Origin of the sequence: Microbulbifer variabilis (assembly GCF_023716485.1) — a bacterium.
Classification (GTDB): domain Bacteria; phylum Pseudomonadota; class Gammaproteobacteria; order Pseudomonadales; family Cellvibrionaceae; genus Microbulbifer; species Microbulbifer variabilis_B.
Map to the genome: position 1 here is coordinate 4469998 of NZ_CP092418.1, position 20681 is coordinate 4490678.

A 20681-nucleotide genomic window follows, 5' to 3' on the forward strand; every position below is an offset into this window, starting at 1 on the left:
ACTAAGGCCTACAATACTGGAAGCATATTTCCACATGATCTTTATTAATTGGAATATGAGCATCTGCATACCATTCCGGCTTATGCCCATACCAACCACCAGCTCTAGCGACAAGGTTATTCCTATTCATACCGCCACCAGTAGCCACGTAATTTGTCCATGTTTCCGAGTATAGAGCTACATTCGTAAAATTAGGTTTAAATCGACCAACAGGATCAGCTGTAATTAGGTGATCTACACGATGGCCAGCAGCGATTACTCTTGCGGCAGAATTACCACCATAACTATGACCAATTACTGTTAGCGAATATTCAGAATTATTTTCATCAATCCAAGCAGCTAATTCTTTCTTCTGATGATGCTCGAAATATATATCTCCTTCTTTGCCATAAGCTTCATACATGCTTTTAACAAATTCATTTTTATCATCCATAAAACCGCCAACATAAGCGGTCCTAGATCCCTTTTGTGCAAAGACATCACCCCGAGGCCAGTCGTACCTTAACTTTCCATTTTCCCTAGCACAATCAGCGAGTTAGCAACCATTTTTCCCGGCGCCGCTGGCTCTTCCTCATTTTTTTGCCCCGACGCGGGTTTTACCTTAGCCGGATGTTTTTCCAGAGGCAACGGTCCCTTCTGTTTAGCCACCAAAAAAAATAAACCCCAGCAAATAAGCTCTGCCGAGGCTTTAAACTTATGATGATAGCGAGTCAGGGAAGCGAAATATCGTTTCAACTTTTCACTCAAACTTCAAACACACACCATTCCTATATTTTACATTCAACATAGGAATCAGGGTGCAGTTTTAGAGGCTTCTCACTTCCTCCTATATCACCATTAATATTTTCATTTTTAAACATTAAATACGCACGTGAGTACCCAACCCCAACCTCTAGAATATTGTAGGGTTCAGTAAAAAGCTTATCCTTCCTATCAGTCTTAATAACTAATTGCACATTTCTCTCTATGATCCCCAGGTCATTAAGAGCTGTCTTAAACGGAATATCAAGCTCCTCTACATTGAATACAACTCCTGCAGTTTTTTTGAGGCCATGCCGAACTCTAGGCTGATTAAAATATCTAGACAACTCTAACCTAACCATCTCATTCAGTTCATCATCACTTGATATATTTTCTAGCACCCTACATGAGTTAGCCAGACGATAATCACCATATAAAAATACCAAACCCATTACTATAAATGCAGAAATAGCCGAATAATAAATTATTTTATTCTTCATCATTTTTGCTGCTGCTTATAATATTCATGCCCATAACCACCCCAATAAGCCCCAGAGAACATTTGCCCATAATTATGAAGCCCTTCTCCAAGCATTAGCTGCCGCGAGTTCCACATTGTGGATTGAAATGCAACCATCCCTAGAGAATGTCCGTAATGTGCCGCCATCATGCCCACTGAAATATAATTAAAGTCTCCGCCATTAACTGGGCCAACCCCTTCCAAAATAAAAGTACTAGTAGCTAAGCCATCTTCATATATAAATGTATCTGCATTGATAAAATCGCCTAAATATGATGACAGCGATTTATCAGTATTTAACGCCTGCATAAACTCAAAAGCCAAAATAGCTTCCTGATCTAACTTACTCAGGTAGATCGAGCCATTTGGATTTGAAACTGCAGAACCATGAACCTTTCGCCTAACTGCTGAATGATTTGCAATAATTTGCTTTCGATCAAGTGTATCCTTTTGTGCATCCTCATGGTCCCCATCCCAATTCATCGCATACTGCATCGCCGCAGTAATCGCTCCATTTGCAAACTTGCCTCCACTTAACTCCGAAGTGGTGCCACCAACCATCATACTGGCAAAGATCTGCATGGATTTCGGCAACTTGCCGATCGCCGGTGATAACCCTTTGGTGAGGGCCGCAGAGACAAATCCGTGTCCAAACTTACCGCCCTGTAATTTCTCAGCAATACCGCCCACCAGGCCATGCGCCACCACCATAGTGGCATAGACCTCCTTAGAGACCCACACCTTCTTACCAACCTGCACCGCCCCAGCGGTATTAGCCCCTACCCCATTGGCCGCGCCATAATTGCCGATCGCTTCATAAGCTTTCGCTGAGGCGAAGGAGATTGCGGCAGCCTTGACCCCTTGCATCAATGCTTGCTGAGTTGAAGCTCCAGAACCTTTGGCATAGATCGCGGTGGCTGCACCGTAGGCAGCGGGATGGATGCAAGCAGCAGCAATTGCTGCTGCTTGCATAATCTGCGGAAGGTTTTCCCGAAATGACCAGTAGCCGGTAGGATCGGTAAAGGCCATGGGATTGTTGCGTACATAGCTGTAGCGATTGTACCCCTGGCTGTTGGTGGCCCCATCGATTTGCGGGTCGGCCTGCACAAAGCGGCCTAATACCGGGTCGTAAATACGACCGTTCATATGGATCAGGCCCACCTCATCGAGGGATTCGTGCCCGGTAAAGCCGCGCGGCGTGATTGCCAGGATATTGCTGAGGGCGTCGCCGTCCAGGGCACTCTGCCAGTCCTGGGCATTACGCCGCTGGCCCCAGGGGTCAAAGCTCAACTGCTCGACAACCAGCCCGGCTTCATCCGTCACTGCATCCAGCGAGCCCAGGTGGTCCCTGAGCAGGTAGCGGTTTTTGGTTGTGCTCAGGTAATCCGTTGCATGCTCGCCTTCGCGATTGCCGGCGAACCTGTCCGCCTGCCACTGGCGCAAGTCGGTGTCGTACTTTTCCGTGGTCAGGACAAACCCTGCAATCGTGCGGCGGATCTCGGTGGAGCCGTTTTTATAGACTTTTTCCACATTGCCCAGGTACAGGGTCTCCGTCACTGCGCCGTTGGCATCATCAATGCGCTTCCAGCGCTCGCGCCCGGGGCCGTAGCGGAATTGGGTTCTGTGGTTGCCTTTATCGATACTGAGCGGCTTGTTAAACACGCTGTAACGCAGGGATCGGCCCGTGCTATCCGCAATCAGGTTACCGTTGTTGTCGTAGTGGTAGCTGGTGGTGACACTGCCATTATCGGTTTCACAGACCGCGTGGGGGCCGTAGCTGCTCGCGCACTGGGCGCCGTAGCGATAGTTGCCCACACCGGTTTTGCTGAGAATATTGCCGCTGGTGGAATAGCCGACTCCTACTTGACTGCTACCATCGGCACTTTTCAGCGATACTCCAGTAAGGCGGTTGAGGCCGTCATAGCTAAAGTCCTCGCGCAGGGCCTTTTCCGCACCGGCTTCACCAGAGTAATCCTCGCGATAGTCCAGGTTGCCGTTAGCCAGCCAGTTAAACTGAAGCTTCTGCACATTGCCCAGCCCAGGCATTAGGCCGCTGTCGATACCCTGCAGGCGGTTACTGACAGGATCATAATTCTGCACAACCGTGAGACCATTACCCAGTAGGGTTTGGGTACTGTTACCGCGAGCATCCATACCCTGAAGTTGGTAATAACGCTGGCCTGTGCTGCCTGCGATATAGTCGGGGCTGGTCACTTCGGTAATATAGCCCCACTGCGGATGGTAGTGATTCCAGATGCCCTTGGTATAGGAGGCATCGATCGCTGCCATCTCGTTAGCAGTGTCATAGCTGAGCTTCACCCGACCAAAGCTGTCGTACTCCAGCTTCTGCCAGTGATCGCCGTCCGCACCGGCATCCCCCAAGATGGTGATGGTTTCTTCCGGTCGCGCATAAAAGTCGTAGCCAAGCATTCGGGCGTAGCTGAGCTGGTCAAAGTCTACGGTACAGTTACTGGCAATAGGCGCACTGCTCTCGGCGACAAACACCAGCTTGCCCGCAGCATAGGATACTTTACTGCAGTCCGGGTCGCGGTCGTAATACCAGCGCGTGGCCTTTTCCAGGGCGCCACCAGCTTTGCGATCCTCCCGGTAAATCATGCGACCTAGGGCGTCGTAGTGCATCTCCTGGTAATTGCCTTCGGCATCGGTCTGCCGCTGCAACTCGCCAAATCCGGTATAGATGTAATCCCAGCGCCCCTTGTCGGGATCAACCATGTAGTCTTTGCGCCCGAGCGCATCGTAATGGAGCTGGATTGTAATATTGGCCCCCTGCTCCATATCCACAGTGGTGGTATGGGTCAGATTGCCCTGGATATCGTACTGGTAGGTGACAGTATTGCCGGCATTGTCCGTCACCTTCAGCAATTCACCCAGCACATTGCGATCCTGGTACTTGGTCTGGTTACAGCCGCTGCCACCGGAAGTTGTCGTACTGGTGCGTGCTGTGCCGTCACTTTGCAGCTGGTCGTAAGTGACCGTGATATCACACTGATTGCCGGGCACATCGGTATGCTCAGTGCGCCCGAGCAAGTCGTAATCAAACTTGGTCCAAGCGGCCGTATCACCAGAAAAGTAAGGCAGGCTCTGGCGATCAACATGGCCTAGTTCATCGTACTCCTTGTCTTCAAAAATCCAGCGACCAGCAAATCCGGTGCGGCTACTGCGCAGCTGCCGCCCCAGCTTGTCAAAATACTCAACTGTAGTGCTGCTATTGAAGGTTGTGGTGGTGATTTTATAAGCCGCGCCCGCAGGGCCATTGCTACAGCCTGCGATAGCACAATCCGCTGCCAGGGTTTTGTTAAAAGCTCCTGTCTCAACCCATTTAAAGTAAGATTTACCAAAATCGGAGTAAGCGGTACCCGCGAGTACACCATTAATATCGGCGACGACCTGCGCCTTACCATAATGAGTAAAGCTGGAGGCAAAGGATGTTACCTGCCCGAGGGCATTCTCTTCTGCAACCAGGTAGCGACCTGCGGTGTCATAGTGCCACTTGGTAGTACGATCCTGCTCTCCCTGAGCGCTTGATGTCGCTGATACTTTATTACCAAATTTGTCATACCCATAAGCAGTAGTTACCGAGAGAGCCGGGTTATCCGGTTCTATGGTTTCGCTCTTGAGCAGACCACTGTCAGGATCGTAGGTAAAGGCCGATATACGGGTTTCCGCGGGTAATCCAGTCAATGGCTTAGTGGTAGTCACCTCCGTACGAGTCAAACGTCCCAGATGCCAGAGCCCAGCATTGTTGTCATAGGTATTCTGAGTGGCTTTTCTGGATAGAAGCCGATCTAGGCCATCATAATTTTCAATCTGCAATGAAGAGATATTGCCGAATTTACGATCATCACCTGAGTTGTAGGTCGTTGTGGTAACCGTCTTCTGTGCTTTTTCCAGGTTCAGAGTAAAACTGGTTTCGGTGGCGGTACGCACATAAGGTAAAACGGTTCCCGGTACCGGTACAAAACTATCCAGCGTATTCACCGCTGTAGAGATCAGCTTTGAAGACGGATCATCAATCTCACAGCTCACCAGCTTCGTAGGCTCCAGGCACTTGGCTGTACTCGCCGGCATGCCGACAAACGGATAATCCTGGCGATACACGGTGGTAGTTACCACCCCTGTTTGCTCATCAATAGAGGAAACTTTCTCGAAACCGAGATGACCGCGTCCACCAGCCTGGATTCGGGCCGCCTCATATTTATAAGACACTGCAACCTGATGACTGGTATCGGCTGCAATCGGCGCCGTACTCTCAACTCGGGAGACCAAAAAGCTCGGAGCAATCAGATCTACAATACCGGAGCCACTGCCAAACTCCAGGGCTGCAGCGCCGGTACCCTTGATGTAAGTGTGCTTTGCCGAAGCCCCCGGTAAATTCATTCTACGGTAGTGAATATCAGTCACCGAACCCAGACCATGGGTAATCTTGGTGATTTCGTCCGTGGGCTCCAGGTTGTTAGCGGAATCATGATAAGCCACGATGTCGCTATGCTCTCCGCTATTGCTATATCTCAGCTGCATATGACTAGCGAACCCATCCCCCTCCAGATCCAGAAAGAAGTGCGCATAATTACGATCAGCTTGAGGAGAAAAATCATATCCAGGTGCGGCGAACAGTTCCTCACGCTCAAAGCGGTCTCCATCCCAATAGTGGCGTACCATCTTAGGGGTGCTCAGGGTAGTGTCGACAGCCATCATGTCGAGCACCCCATCGCCATCGTAATCGGTGAAAGCTATAGGTTGGCCAGCGGGAATCGTATGATTACTAGCAATAAATCTTAAGCCAGTATTGATATTCGCATACCAATTTCCCTGTGCTTTGCTTTTATATAAATAATCGGTTAAACCATCGCCGTTGATATCTGCAGGCAATAATTCTGAACCACTGGGATCAGCAGAATAAGCTATCTCGTAATCGCCCCAACTGGTTTCAACAAAACTTCCACCTTCCGTATGGAGAAGCATCCATAGGTGTGTGTCGTTGGTGGAATCACAGACCCCGTCTATCCGTCCAACTGGTGTACACTTCCAATGAATTCTCGCATACAGGTCGACACGGCCGTCGCCATTAAAGTCGGCTAAGCGGGTGCCGGCCAGGCTAATATCTGGCCAGAAGTCTCCACTCTCAATATCACCCAATTTCTCCAGGGAATCCCCAAACACCAGTGGGAACGTCTTCTCTTTTGGATTGAATCGGTACCCACCGGCACCGTCACGCTGCATAGAATGAATAACCAGCTTGGGCAAATCCCCTCCGGGCACTCCAGCAACAAGACGCACCAAATCTGGGAGACCGTCACCATCAATATCTTGTAAAAGGGAATTGCTTGTACCCTTGGCTGGTATCCCAGTATCGATCGGCGTGCTGGAAAAACCTGCTCCTGAATAACGGTGTACTTTCCAGTTGCTATCGGTAGCAACAATGAGGTCCAACTTCCCTGTGCCAAAGTAATCCGCCAAGTGCCAAGACATAGGCTGATCAACGTGGTTTTTGGGCAATTTTATATCCCCCGCATCCACATAATTAAGGCGATAGTTGCCAAGATAGCTTTCTGCAGTTGCTACGCTAACGAAGTAATCACTGCCACTACTATTTCGACGCACCCAAGTCAGATCCTCGTGTCCATCACCGTCCACATCGGCTGAGCGCGGGGAGTAGAAGCTAGCGGTTAAATCTTGATTACCGCTAGTGAAATCTTCAGATTTATCGCCATAGCCAATATTTGGTTGACTCCAATTAAAGGTGGTCGGAGCCAGGCAATTTGCCCCCACGCACTCCTGAATAGATTCAAGTAAGGATCGCCCCGTACTCGCACTGGCGATATAGCCAAGCTTGTAAGTGCGAAGCTCTTTGTTCTCAGAGTAAGAGGTTATGGTAGCCAGGCGCTTGGTTTGAGAGGTGACAGTGCCAAGCCAATAACCGGAAGAAGTATCGGCTCTGCTATCACTGTAGTGAAATTCAATACGGTTTGAGGCAGCCACCCCATCGTTGCTCGCATACTCTATGCGATTAATCAGGTGCTCCCCTTTTGCTACATCTTTTTGGTAGTGATAAGAAATCGTGTTACCGACACTGTCACTGAAAGTCGACTGGGCCCACATCAACTTCACTGCACTATTCCTGCCAACACCAGTCAAATAGCTGTCAGTCGTTACACCATAATAGGAGATTGAGCCATCCTTACGGCGCACCTCAAAATAGTCCGGGCCATTACGGTCTCCGAACTGTGTTACCAGTGTGAATGAGTCCACCGCTGTTCGATATTCGGTGCCAGCTTCACCGTAAGCCCCAGAGGTTGCCACCAGTCGCTGGCCATCCAGACAAAAGCGGTCTCCCAATCCAAGCGAAAGGTCATTATCAAACCCATCTTGTTCCCGCGTCATTCGGCAGCGAATAATGGTTGAAAGGCCCGAGATACCCCAGCCTACACCAGCAGGTCCATTACCACCCGATCCCGCGTAACTGAGCGCAATTTTCGGAGCAACATCACCGGAAGCTGGCCCGGTAAGAATCGGTATTGAATAGGATGGCGTTCCCGATTCTGTCACTCTGAATTGCCCGGCGGTTTCACCCACCAAGTCAGAAGCCACCACCTCTGAACTCGCTGCTGAAGGGATATTGATTGCTGACGGTGCCTCCCCCGATGGAAGGGGGCTTGGGTTCTGGTTATTAACAACCTTCACCGGTTGCGATTCGGTCGGACCATTACAAACTTCGAAATCGCCCTGTTTATTACAGGCCCAAACCCGGAATTTATATTGGCCGTTCTCAAGACCGGCGATGGCGGTCGTATTACCGGCGCCTCGGTAGCTGAGAATAGCTTGGTCTAAAACCTGAGGATCAACCTGCTGACCGCTGGATATACTATCGTTCGTCCAGGCAGTTTGCCCTGAATCTACATCGTAACTGCCCTGCTCCAGATAAAACTGTACGACTCTATTAGCTGGATTACTCCAGATCACTTCCACTTTGCCATCGTAGATCACCGCTGGGGTCGCACTAATGGACTCTATAGATCCCGGCCTATGGGCCACGTGTAGTGATTCGGCCGAGGAATAGCCGGAACAGGCTCTAGGGTTACAAGCTTCAACCTGGTAACTGTGAGTGCCATCATCCTTGCCGTTAACCGTATAGGTCGTCGAGGAGGAGTCACCGTCCTCTCCCAGAACAACCTTGCCATTTTCCTTGAGCACAAAGGTTCCATGGGGAGCATCCAGGTACTGACCCACTTGATAGCGCCAGGAAACGCTGTAGTTGCCCGAAGTACTATTTTCAAGTGGTTCAATTGTTGGGGCACTCGGTAGTGGCACATGCCACACCTGAACTTTTACGGTATCACTCCAGGCGCTCAAATCGCAGTCAAAATAGCTATTACAGCCGCGAACACGATAGTAATAGGTTCCATCCTCTTTTCCGCTAAATGATGCCCCAAGGGTCTGGGTCACGGCGCTGTTAAAGTCGCCCGTGGCAGACTCCTGATATTCCCAGTATTCAATAAAGTCCCCTGGGTTTTCGGCAATCTGAAAAGAGTAATTTCCGTCCCAATCATATCCTTTATAGTCAGTCTCTCCGTGTTCAAGGCTAACTATCGCTTTAACCGGAGGATAGATAATCCTACCGTAGACACGCTCTTCGCCTCCAAGAGGCAGTGATACCCACTCCGAATTTTCATTAGCCTGGGCATGGGCAGCTTCAAGGTGGAAAGAAATTTGTCCTGGTTTTAAAAAAGGGCCAACCTGACATCCACCTTCAGCGCCCTCGCACATGTAGTTAGAGCCATTTTTTACTTGGCTGGATACCACTCGAACCTTGGCCGTACCGCCGCCAAAACTCCAACTGAGGCTGAACTTACCATCGGTAGAAATACTCGGAGAAAGGAACAACAGTGGGTGCTGGTAAGTCAACGAGGTACGCCAACCACTGCATGCCCTCCCCGCAGGCTCCACATTGCATGACTTGACTCTAAAGACGTAACGGCCTGCACTAACGCCTGCGACTGTCGCCGTTAAAGCACTTCCGCGATACTGTTCTTCCCAGGCACCATCAGCCGTTTCTAATTCGAGTACAAACTCGTCGTTGTTACCCTCTCCCGCTTCCCAGTAAACCGAGATTTCATCCGCGCTAGAGCCAGCCTCGACTTCAATAGTGCGCGGAACAGCAGGTGCTAGTATCACGTCTACGAAGGATGTAACCCCCGCGGTAGAACAATCGCCACTGATACAGCCTCGCACCTGGTACCCATAACGGCCAGACTCTGATTGAGTCACGGTAACGCTATTGGTATTGATATCCTGCCAAGGGCCAGCGTTAACCCGGTATTGGTAGTGATCAATCGTAAACGGCGCGGGATCCCAAGAGACGGCATATTGGCCATTCGTACTGACTTCGGGATTGATAGCGGCTGTGCGAGCATTCAAGCGCTTGACAACTTTACTGCCCAGAGTCCCGGTGCAACCATAAATTATTGCTCCATCGCTATGGCAGTGCTCCAGTAGATATTGATACTCTCCCTCTCCTCGATCTTCAATCGGGCCACCGATCGACTCCTGGGTTGGCAACCTGAGATAAGCACGATAAGCCGTTTCCCCCGGCCCCCGTTCACTGATGCGCACAGAGTCCGCTAAATTTGTCCAGAACAATGTGTAATCTGTCGCTAAAACAGGGCCAGAAATACTGGAGTTCGAAGCGCCTCCATCATAAACAATCTCTGCAGAGGCTGAGTAAGCTGAGCAGGCAAAATCATTACACGCTCTCACTTGGTAATACCAAGTACCAGTCCTTAAATCACTATCAGGATAAAAAGTCTTATTGGCGGAATACACCAGCTCCCAAGGACCATCAAAAACCTTTCTTCTTAACTGGTAGGCACTAATCGCTCCAGCAGGCTGGCTCCAGCTAACGACGTTTGACCCACCACTACTCATCGTTGGAATTCCAGGGGTGCCCGGAGGTGTTCGTACTTTCAGCTCTTTACTTTCAGAGCTCGTGTTACAAGACCAATCGTATCCATTACAGGCAAGCACTCTAAACTTCCACTCGCCATCAGTTAAACCCTTAACAGACTCACTGAGATCCGTTTGTGAGGTCCCAATACGCAACCAGGAGCCACTATTTTGCTTTTCTTTTTCGAGATAATAATAAGTGGCATTACCTGAAGGCTTAGCCCAAGTAAGGTTGACTTCGCCATTGCTACTCTGCGTTGAGGAAAGCGTGGGGGCTTGAGCACTGCCCGGCACCTTGCGATAGAGCATCACATTACTGGCGCTACTGTAATTACCACAGTTATATTCTGGAGAGGCGCCACCGCCTTCACTGAACACCATGCAGGATTTTAAAGAGTATGTGTACTGCCCATCACTCGACGGAGCACTAATCTCTATACGAGTAGTCGGCCCTTTTACCTCCCAGGTGCGCCCACTTTGGTTCTCCTTCAAAAAGAAGGCATTACCGACCCGGGATGACCAAGTGATTGCAACCTTTGAAGCGGCGTGTGTTGAGGGGGCTGTCGGTGCAGTACCTGCTGAAGGGTAGTTCACAGCTGTCTGTTTCTGTCCACCCGTTGTACAAGACCAACTATAGGTGTTACAGGCTCTTACTTTATATAAATAAGTGCCCTGGCCCTTATCTTTTACCGAGAAGCTGCGCGAGGTGCCGGTGTTATGACTTGTCCAACTGGAACCATTGTTACTACTCTCAAGCAGCTCATAATAGGAAACTGTGCCGGAAGCCGCTGACCAGCTAATACTATAATAACCATTCAGGCTAGTTGTTGGGTTGTTTGGTGTTCCTGGTGTGCCAGGCCTTCGTCTTACCGTAAGGGTATTCCCACCATATCTCCAACCACCGCATCCTGAAGCGTTACAGGCCCTAACAGCATAGTTATAAACAGCATCAGTCCGTCCACTTAGCCACTTGCTCCTTGCTCCTTGCTCCTTGCTGTACCAGAATAAACTGCCACGTATGAGCCTGAGTTTTTCTTTTCTCTCAATTCATATCGAGAAACAATGCCACTAGCAGTACCCCAGGAAATTGTAAACTCACCATTATTATCGGTTTTGGGTATTGAAACTGAACTGGGAATACCAGGCACAGGTACCTTTACTGTTACGCTAACATCACCTAGCGATGACAGCCCACCAGCTACCCACTCCTGGATAATTGGGTTCCAAACTTCGCTATAAACTGCGGTAACTGAGTAAGTGTATGTTCCATTTTCTGTATGAGAGAAGGTCCTACTAGTAACGTTTGATACATGATAGGTACCAATTAGTGTCGATCCCCTTCGGACATTGATCGAATAGTATTCAGCTGATGAGTTATAGGACCAACTAATCTTATGTGTGCCTGTAGAGCTGGTTGTGCTTGTATAAACTGCTGCATTAGCGGAACCTCCCCCCAAAAAGAAAAAAATCAGAATTACCACAGAAGCAACTATTGTTGCTCGCATTGGCTTAATACCAGTAGAGGCAGACGGACCAGCTACCTTCTGTATAGGACTTTTCGCCTCACTGAACAGATAAAAACCCAAATACGGCAGGAGCAAACAAAGGCTTAGAAACATCAAAGAAATACTCAACATGAGATCAAGAAAACGAAACGGAATAGGTTTGGTCTATTGCTCTACAAGGAAATACATCCATACGGAGGGCTAGCAGTAAATAATATAAAGTACGTCTTCATATTTTAATTCACTGCATGCACTATCTTCCATCCACATATGTAAACAAAAGAAAAGATATACATCTTAGGCTGGCAGGACAGGTAGATACTTTGTGTTACTTGAGTGATCTAATATCTCGATAAAAGAAGAAATAGAATATAAACAGACATGTAAAAACCGCACTCTCACTCTCAAAATGTTGAGAGCACGATAATCTTAAAATACCAACCAGGCCCCTTATCTCCCTCAAAAAACTGCCCCGAAATGTCTTTAACTCCAATGTACACGGCAACCCCCTGATAAAAACCAGCTTCAGTCAGTCCTCATCACGCTTATTTTCTTTAGGCTTTCCAAAGCCAGTGAAACAAATTTTTATAGCAACGCGCCATTAAGAAAAATTAACCAGCACTAGGAGCAACTTCAAAATAATAAGGAGTAGTGAAGTTTTTCCTCCGGAAACAATAATTTAAAAAGAGAACGTCATCGACACCTTACAAGACTATTTTACAAGCACGGCTAATTCAGCATCGCTTTATATCCCAACTACAGATCAATGGGAGCAGCGGATAAAACGAAGGTCCAAATATAGAATCCAACAAGCAGAATTTTCGAAGAACAGTACAAACCTTAGGACCTGGGAGTAAAGGGGTAACAATTTGGGGAGGCCAGATTGGGCAGGCTAAAGTGAGTTCTCGGCCTTCTCTCTTCGGATACCGATAAAACCTTTAGTGTCCGTTGGTGGGCTTTATACCAGCTTCCAGCCTAAAAGAGCTTTTCATATAAAACCGGTGAGTCAGAGTGGGCTAAACTTGCTTGGTGTCAATGCCAGTTACTGTAACGCCCTTCACCACTTCAAGCACAATCAGTCTTCTAGTGATAGTGCTTTGTCATTGGCAGCAGCCTTATGAAACCCTCCTTCCGAGTGTTCTGCCAATGTCCGCTTGCGACCCTTGCCCATAAAGGCCCCATCATACGTCGGTCAAACGTAGTTTGGAGATAGTTACGATAGCGGAGAGAACCAGTGAATTTAACCGATGTTACTGACAGGTTAGTACTCTTTGAGTTTTCTAGACATAAATGAAGACAACCGGCAGCCCTAAGGCTGCCGGCGGAGGGTATGGGTCAGGCCAACTCGCCGATCACACCGCGCAGTTTATCCACAATCGCATCGATCTCGTGTTTTTCGATAATCAGCGGTGGGGACATACACAGGGCATCGCCGATACCACGCGCCATTACCCCAGATTCCCAGGCCATAAGGGAAGCCTTGCCTCCGAACTTACCTTTGAGGTTTTCAGGGGCACGTAGCTCGATAGCACCAACCAGGCCGTAGTTACGCACATCGATCACATTGTCCATATCCGCCAGGCTGTGCAGGGCATTTTCCCAGTGCTGCCCGATTTCACCAGACGCACGCGTGAGCAGACCTTCGCGCTCGTAAATATCCAGAGTCGCCATACCCGCAGCACAGGCCACTGGATGTGCGGAATAGGTGTAACCGTGGAAAAATTCCACCATACCTTCGGCGGCTGCATTCATAACAGTGTTATGAATTTCGTCTTTTACAAACACCGCACTCAAAGGCACCGCCGCATTGGTAATACCTTTCGCGGAGGTGATCATATCTGGAGTCACATCGAACTCGATAGAAGCGAAAGCGGAACCGGTGCGGCCCCAACCGGAAATCACCTCATCGAAAATCAGCAGCAGATCGTGCTTGTCACAGATCTCGCGCAGGCGCTTCAGGTAACCTTTGGGTGGCAGTACTACACCACCAGCACCGGCAAACGGCTCGACAATGACCGCAGCAATTTGATCGGCACCGTGGAAAGCCACTAGGCGTTCCAGGTCTTCCGCCAGCTCTATACCATGCTCCGGCAAACCGCGACTAAAGGCGTTGCGCTCAATATCCAGAGTGTGACGCATATGGTTCGCTTTCACCGGCTGACCAAAGCCCTGGTAATTGGGAGCGATACCGCCCACGGAAATACCGCCAAAGTTCACCCCGTGGTAGCCCTTTTCGCGACCGATAAACATGGTGCGAGTGCCCTTGCCACGCGCACGCTGGTATTGCAGAGCAATTTTCAGCGCGGTCTCTACGGCCTCGGAACCGGAGTTACCGAAAAATACATGGTCCAGGCCATCGGGAGTGTGCTTCACCAAGCGCTCGGAGTATTCAAAGCCCAACTCGTGACCAAAATTGAAGATGGAGCTGTAATCCAGGGTTTTCGCTTGGTGATAAATAGCTTCGGCAATTTCTGTGCGGCCGTGACCGGCATTGCTGCACCAGAGACCGGCGGTGGCATCAATAATCTGGCGACCACCTTTTTCGGTGAGGTAGATACCCTCGGCGCGCTCAACAATCCGCGGGGCAGATTTAAAGGTGCGGTTGGGGGTAAAGGGCATCCAGAAAGCGTTGGTTGGCATTTCAGACATAAACTGTATCTCCGCAAGTTCCCTGAAACTTCAAAATATTTACGTTGGGGAGCCAGCGACTCCCACGAATTTTTTCAGGCGCTTGTGCAATCTCAGACAAGCGCACGGCACTGCCGTTCGAAACTAAAAATCAGGCGCCGAAGCAGCAGTATTTGGTTTCGTAGAATTCGGCCATGCCTTCGACACCGCCCTCGCGGCCAATACCGGATTCTTTGTTGCCGCCAAAAGGCGCTACGGTGGTGGAGAATACCCCGGTGTTACAGGCAATCATGCCGTAATCCAGCGCTTCCACCACACGGTTCGCGCGGCGAATGTTCTCGCTCATCACATAGGCAGCCAAACCGTAAGGGGTATCGTTAGCACGGCGGATCACATCGGCTTCATCGGTAAACTTCTGTACTGCGGCGATGGGACCAAAGTTCTCCTCCTGAGCCACCCGCATAGCATCCGTGACATCGGTCAGCAGGGTGGGAGCGAAATAGTTTTCTCCATTGGGCAGCTGCTCACCGCCAATCTCGATTTTCGCCCCGGCTTCTACCGCATCCTGTACTAGGTCCTGTACCCGATCCACCGCGCGACGATAAATCATCGGCCCCATGCTGACACCTTCTTCGGAGCCATGGCCGATTTTCAGTGCGGCCACTTCGGCACGCAGCTTTTCCACAAACTCATCGTGTACCGAATCGTGCACATAAATGCGATTGGTGGCCACACACACCTGGCCAGCGTTGCGGAATTTGGTCGCCACGCAGGCCTGCACCGCCGTCTCCATATCTGCATCGTCGAATACGATAAAAGGCGCATTGCCACCTAGTTCCATGGACATCTTCTTCACGGTGCTGGCGCACTGCGCCATCAGCAGCTTGCCCACGGCGGTGGAGCCGGTGAAGGTAAATTTGGCCACGCGCGGGTCCTGGGTCAGTACCTTGCCGATGCCCGGTGAGTCACTGCCGGTCACCACATTGATGGTGCCCTTGGGAAGACCCGCTTCCTCTGCCAGCTGGCACAACGCCAATGCGGACAGCGGGGTCTCCAGTGCCGGCTTGATCACCACAGTACAGCCGGCTGCCAGCGCCGGTGCCGCCTTACGGGTAATCATGGCGTTGGGGAAGTTCCATGGGGTGATGCAGGTCACCACACCCACCGGCTGGCGGATGGTGCTCAGGCGCATCGCTGGATTGTGGGTAGGGATCGTCTGGCCGTAGGCTCGGCGACACTCTTCAGCAAACCACTCGATAAAAGAGGCGCCATAAATAATTTCCCCCTTGGCCTCCGCCAGCGGCTTGCCCTGCTCGAAAGTGAGGAGACGCGCTAAATCATCGCTGTTATCCATAATCAACTGGTACCAGCGCTTGAGGATGGCGGCACGTTCGCCGGCGGTGCGGCGGCTCCACTCCGGGAATGCGGCGCTCGCAGCTGCTACCGCCGCCTCTGCATCCTCCGCTGAACCATCGGCCACTAAGCCCAGTACTTCGCCATTGGCCGGATCGCGCACCTCTGCGGTGCCCGCAGCATCCCGCCACTCTCCATCGATATAGTTCTGAGACTTCAACAGGTTTGGATTCGCCAGTTCCACCGGAAAACTCCTGATAATTTACTGTTATTAATGGTATTGCGGCGATTCTGGCCGCAGCAGCCCAGGGAGAATAGTAGTATTTTTCGAACTAAAGTTTATATTTATCAAACTTAAGGGTGAAGTGGCTTGTCCACTCCAATCCCCACTCCGCGGGCAGTGCCTAAGCTACGGCAAACTAACTCAAATAACACGGGATAAATCAGCAGATGGGCAAGACAAAAAGCGCCTTGGGCGGGCGCCTCAGCGATATAGACCTTCGCCTGTTACGCGTTTTCCGTGAAGTGGTGCGCGCCGGTGGCCTGGCGCCTGCAGAGGTAGCGCTCAATATCGGCCGCTCCACCATTAGCGTACATATTTCCGACCTGGAAGCCCGCCTGGGTATGCAATTGTGCCTGCGCTCCCGCGGTCGTGCCGACTTCAAACTGACACCTGAGGGGGAGTCACTCTTCGAGGCCATCCTCGAATTGGATGGCCATCTGGAAGCCTTTAAAAGCCAGGTGAATGCCATTCAGTCTCACCTCACCGGAAATCTGCGTCTGGTGATGCCAGACGATGTGCTGGAGATACCACAACTGGATTTGCCGGCAACCATTGCCCACCTTCGCCAACAGGCCCCCCAGCTACACCTGGAGGTACAACTTGCCGCACCCCAGGAACTGGAGCTGGAGATACTCGCCGGCCGCGCCGATGTGGGGATTAACCCCCTGCACACACGTCGACCAGGCTTGGAATACCAGCCGCTATTCCACCACCAATCCACACTCTACTGTGGCGCCCAACACCCATGTGCCCAAGCGGATCAGGTCAGCGAGGAATTACTTACTCAGCAGGAACTGGCAGCCCCCAGTCATGCAGTGCTCTCTGGCGCGGCTCACCTTTACCGATTATTTCCCAACCGTTCCACCGCTAACCATATGGCCGCGAGGCTAGCGATGATTCTATCCGGCTGTTTTGTGGGCTTTCTACCGGATTATCTCGCACAAAAATATGTGGCGTGCGGCAAACTGAAGCCGCTATTGGCCGAGCGTTTTCACTACCGCATTCAGAATGCTGCAACTTTTAAAAAGAATGCAGCAGACCACCCGGCTGTGCAGCTATTTTTGCGGGCTTTAGTAATTAAAAACTAACTATCGGCAAAGCCACAGTAGCCTAAATTGGTCTAGGTTACTGCTTCCCAGACGAAAGACCTATAAGCCATTAATGACTGGCAATAAACCCTAAGGTTTGCACTGTTATAAAAATGCAGCATATATACAATAACTGCGTGTCAAAATGAATCACATGGAAGCTTTATGATCGACTTTGAAAGTTCACCCATATTCAAACTGAAGCCTATTGATATCTCCGAGGCTAGAGATGATTTCAATAAATTTTTAATTGAAGGTGAATCTATCTTCGCAGGGTTCAAAACCATTCGCGATCAGGTGGTTTTTACCAACAAAAGAATTATCGCAGCCAACGTCCAGGGAATTACCGGCTCCAAGGTCGATTACACATCACTGCCCTACAGTAAAATACAGGCGTTTTCTGTAGAAAGCTCTGGCACCTTTGACCTGGACTGTGAAATCGTGGTGTATCTCAGCGAGGTGGGAAAGGTCAAATTTGAAATCAAAGGGTCTTTTGATCTTATCCAATTTAATCAATATATCAGTAAGTATGTACTGGCTTAACAATATTGAAGGACGTCACAATTTAGGCCTTCATTTTTAATGTTAAGTCGGTATATTTAAGCCACCACAGATTTTATACACAAGAGAGGGAAGTTCATGTCACACATGTGGTTAGAAAGTTTGATTACCGAAAATGCACAGCAAGGGTTTGAATTGGCCATGAAACTATCCAGAATGGGAGTGAAATACACCCAACCTTCGGATGAGGTCAGAGGCAAGTTGAGAGCTTCCTACGAGGAAAACGCAGATAGCTTGATCGCCTCATCCCAGGTAGTTGCCATCAACTTTCAGACAGTAGCTGCCGCCAATAACTACTGGCGCGGTTAAGAGATTTCAGCGCTTTACATTGAATTTGAAAATTAGCTAAAAGTTCTGTAAAGCGCCTCTACCCCTCCCTCACCATAAATATCCAGTCAAGCTTTACCTAAATAAAACCAGTCTCCCTGGCTGATATTCAACAGAATTCACTATAAACATCAAGAAACACCAGCATCCCCAATTTTTCAATCTATATTGCAACTATTCTTTCTTTTGGATGCCCGTGGCAGAGAAACCTTGATCTAGACATTGGTAGAGATATCGATAAAAGTAAGGCTCAATTGAGCGGATCACATTGCCATTGGTACCTATCTCCTTTTGGAATATGGAGTGGTAATAAACATGAGTGAGCAAGAAGAGCGACTTGTTACGGTCTGGGAAACCCATACAGCAGCCGAGTTTGAGCTAAAGGATGCTGATGCTGCTATCGCCACTATGACCGACAACCCTGTTTTAATTCACGTCCCGGTAAACACAGGTGCAACCGGAAAGGAACCCCTGAGGAACTTCTATCGGGATATTTTTATACCGCAGATGCCGGCCGATGTTAGTCTGGAGCTACTGACTCGCACAGTAGGAAAACACAGAGTTATCGATGAGTTTATCCTGCATTTGACACACTCCCTGCGTATGGATTGGTTCGCTCCAGGTATCGAAGCCACGGGAAGGAAACTGTCTGTTCCCCATGTTGCAGTAATTGACTTTGACGGCGATAAGATCAGCTCAGAACATATCTATTGGGATCAAGCTTCTGTACTTAAACAAATGGGATTTTTGGATAACCAACTGCCAATTATTGGCAAGAGTCAATGCGAGCGGCTACTGAATGCCAATGCCCCAGCCAACGAACTCATCCCATAAAGTATAAAAGCTAATAAACGGTAATCCTTAGCAGTATTGGGCTTTCTTCTAGTGCGCTCACCTCTCTTTCGCCAGCCGGTGAGATTGACCACTCTATGCCAGCCATTGTGCTTCATTCAAATTTTTGCCCTAATGCATCTATAGAAGCTCTCTACCGCGTCAGAGTGGTATGGGCATATCAAAAGGGGGTAGATATCGCCTTTCTAGGTGCCGCCTGGCAAGGTTTTAGCCCTGGTACCTGAACAGCAACTGCATTAAGTCCCCACAATAACTCTCGAGGAAGTAAGTGTGCGAACCCTGGGCAATTTCTTATGGTTTATTCTTGGCGGAGTCTTTATGGGACTTTGCTGGTGGTTTTTTGCACTAATCGCCTTTGTCAGCATTATCGGTATTCCCTGGGGTAGGGCCTGCTTTGTAATGGGCAAGTTCTCATTCTTTCCCTTTGGACGTGAGGCTATTTCACGCAAGGAGCTGACCCTAAACGAAGATATTGGGACCAGTGGACTTGGCTTGATCGGCAATATCATCTGGTTCCTATTTGCCGGAATTTGGCTGGCGATTGGTCATTTGGTACATGCTATTGCCTGCTTTGTAACCATCATTGGTATCCCTTTCGCCATTCAACACTTAAAGCTTGCAGGTATATCCTTATCACCAATTGGAAAAACGATTGTAGTGACAGAAGTAGCCCAAGCTGCAAGGATGAAAAATGCTGAGACGATAGTTTCAAGAATGAGAGGAAACATCTAGCCATTTAAGAATAAGGCCTTTCTGTTAAATGGTTTCAATGAGACAGGGTGATCAATGGACCTTTAAGCCATTAGTACCAGATAGCTTTATTTAAATAGCAGATAATAAATTTATTAATACTGCATCTCCCTGTGATTCTACAGCGTCTTACCGTGAGTGACATAACAACCGTCACTCATTTTAATGAACACAGGGAGTATAACAATGAGAAAGCTTACCTTAATTTTAGCTAGTACATTTGCTTTAGCTGCCAACTCTATTGGCTACGCCACTGAAAAACCCGTAATACCAGAACAGGACACACCAGCAGCCCAAGTAATGCTATTTGGTGTTTTTCATTTTCATAATCCTGGATTGGATTCAGTAAAGTCAGAGGTAATCAACGTACTTACTCCCAATAACCAGCGCTATTTGGAGCAACTTACTAGCAAGCTTGCAGATGAGGGGCCCACCCACGTATTAATTGAATGCCCGCCGACATATCAAAAAACAATAAATCGCAAGTTCAATTCTTATAAAAATGGCAACCATGACCTCAGCGTAAATGAGAATCAGCAACTGGGATTTCGTATAGCGGAAAAAGCGGGACTGGACAAGGTACTTTGTTATGACGAAAGAAATGTTCATTGGAAAGGTGCTGAACTAAGAGATTATATGATCAAAGAAACACCGGAGAGAAAAAGAACTCATGACAAACTTATAGAGAAGATCGGCAAGGATACATCTCTCAGGCACAGCACTTTATCTTTAGGTCAATTACTGCAATTCCATAATAGCTCAAAGGAAGATCTAGATAATATGAATCTCTATATTATGGAAAATGATATAGGTGCAGGTAAAGGTTTTATTGGGGCCGATGCAGCAGCAAGCTGGTGGCACCGTAATTTCCGGATGTACGCTAATATACAGGCCAAAGCCCAGCCAGGAACTAAAGTAATTGCTATCGGTGGCTCAGGTCATACTGCTATCCTAAAGACCCTTCTAGAGGTTGATAAAAGTCGCCGGGCGTGGGATATCAATAATTACCTCTAGAATTCCTACCCGGCTTATTTATCACTAACAATTGAGAGTAATACTCATTCCAATCCATACCCTTGGATATCACACTACTTATAGTGCGATATCCAAGC

General features: G+C 49.0%; 12 protein-coding genes. 6 read left to right on the top strand and 6 right to left on the bottom strand.

Annotated elements, in window-relative coordinates:
* Position 1 precedes the first annotated feature (1 nt).
* From MJO52_RS19530 to MJO52_RS19555, 6 genes are all read right to left on the bottom strand, one after another.
* Entirely contained in the window at positions 2-433 is a 432-nt protein-coding gene (locus MJO52_RS19530; RefSeq protein ID WP_252083626.1) for a hypothetical protein, read from the bottom strand.
* Positions 434-501: 68 nt separating this feature from the next.
* Positions 502-747 carry a hypothetical protein gene (locus MJO52_RS19535; protein ID WP_252083627.1) on the bottom strand — a complete coding sequence of 82 codons (246 nt, stop codon included), beginning with the start codon at positions 745-747 and terminating at the stop codon, positions 502-504.
* 20 nt (positions 748-767) lie between these two features.
* Positions 768-1244 carry a hypothetical protein gene (locus MJO52_RS19540; protein ID WP_252083628.1) on the bottom strand — a complete coding sequence of 159 codons (477 nt, stop codon included), beginning with the start codon at positions 1242-1244 and terminating at the stop codon, positions 768-770.
* Positions 1241-10816 (bottom strand): RHS repeat-associated core domain-containing protein, encoded by a 9576-nt coding sequence (locus tag MJO52_RS19545; RefSeq protein ID WP_252083629.1) that lies wholly within the window; start codon positions 10814-10816, stop codon positions 1241-1243. The genes MJO52_RS19540 and MJO52_RS19545 overlap by 4 nt, the downstream gene beginning before the upstream one ends.
* A 2246-nt stretch (positions 10817-13062) precedes the next feature.
* A complete protein-coding gene (locus MJO52_RS19550; protein ID WP_252083630.1) occupies positions 13063-14376 on the bottom strand; it encodes an aminotransferase class III-fold pyridoxal phosphate-dependent enzyme in 1314 nt (437 codons plus the stop codon).
* 130 nt (positions 14377-14506) lie between these two features.
* Positions 14507-15952, bottom strand: a complete 1446-nt coding sequence (locus MJO52_RS19555; RefSeq protein WP_286036994.1) for an NAD-dependent succinate-semialdehyde dehydrogenase — start codon at positions 15950-15952, stop codon at positions 14507-14509.
* Between the two features lie 206 nt (positions 15953-16158).
* Here MJO52_RS19555 and MJO52_RS19560 point away from each other — a divergent pair, with 206 nt between their 5' ends.
* The 6 genes from MJO52_RS19560 (at position 16159) to MJO52_RS19585 (ending at position 20583) form a co-directional block, all read left to right on the top strand.
* Positions 16159-17079 carry a LysR family transcriptional regulator gene (locus MJO52_RS19560; RefSeq protein ID WP_252083631.1) on the top strand — a complete coding sequence of 307 codons (921 nt, stop codon included), beginning with the start codon at positions 16159-16161 and terminating at the stop codon, positions 17077-17079.
* A gap of 165 nt (positions 17080-17244) precedes the next feature.
* On the top strand, positions 17245-17622 hold the full coding sequence (locus tag MJO52_RS19565; protein WP_252083632.1) for a PH domain-containing protein: 378 nt from the start codon (positions 17245-17247) through the stop codon (positions 17620-17622).
* 96 nt (positions 17623-17718) lie between these two features.
* Positions 17719-17949, top strand: coding sequence for a hexameric tyrosine-coordinated heme protein (locus MJO52_RS19570; protein WP_152455425.1), 231 nt, complete (start codon positions 17719-17721; stop codon positions 17947-17949).
* A gap of 333 nt (positions 17950-18282) precedes the next feature.
* Positions 18283-18801, top strand: coding sequence for a nuclear transport factor 2 family protein (locus MJO52_RS19575; protein WP_252083633.1), 519 nt, complete (start codon positions 18283-18285; stop codon positions 18799-18801).
* Between the two features lie 288 nt (positions 18802-19089).
* Complete coding sequence (locus MJO52_RS19580; RefSeq protein ID WP_252083634.1) at positions 19090-19551, top strand: YccF domain-containing protein; 462 nt, start codon at positions 19090-19092, stop codon at positions 19549-19551.
* Between the two features lie 204 nt (positions 19552-19755).
* A complete protein-coding gene (locus MJO52_RS19585) occupies positions 19756-20583 on the top strand; it encodes a DUF5694 domain-containing protein (RefSeq protein ID WP_252083635.1) in 828 nt (275 codons plus the stop codon).
* Positions 20584-20681 lie beyond the last annotated feature (98 nt).

Bases quoted from the DNA above. Each gene is read 5' to 3' on its own strand.
- MJO52_RS19540 (WP_252083628.1), bottom strand. From the start codon at position 1,244: ATGATGAAGAATAAAATAATTTATTATTCGGCTATTTCTGCATTTATA.
- MJO52_RS19565 (WP_252083632.1), top strand. From the start codon at position 17,245: ATGATCGACTTTGAAAGTTCACCCATATTCAAACTGAAGCCTATTGAT.
- MJO52_RS19550 (WP_252083630.1), bottom strand. From the start codon at position 14,376: ATGTCTGAAATGCCAACCAACGCTTTCTGGATGCCCTTTACCCCCAAC.
- MJO52_RS19530 (WP_252083626.1), bottom strand. From the start codon at position 433: ATGGATGATAAAAATGAATTTGTTAAAAGCATGTATGAAGCTTATGGC.
- MJO52_RS19570 (WP_152455425.1), top strand. From the start codon at position 17,719: ATGTCACACATGTGGTTAGAAAGTTTGATTACCGAAAATGCACAGCAA.
- MJO52_RS19585 (WP_252083635.1), top strand. From the start codon at position 19,756: ATGAGAAAGCTTACCTTAATTTTAGCTAGTACATTTGCTTTAGCTGCC.
- MJO52_RS19560 (WP_252083631.1), top strand. From the start codon at position 16,159: ATGGGCAAGACAAAAAGCGCCTTGGGCGGGCGCCTCAGCGATATAGAC.
- MJO52_RS19575 (WP_252083633.1), top strand. From the start codon at position 18,283: ATGAGTGAGCAAGAAGAGCGACTTGTTACGGTCTGGGAAACCCATACA.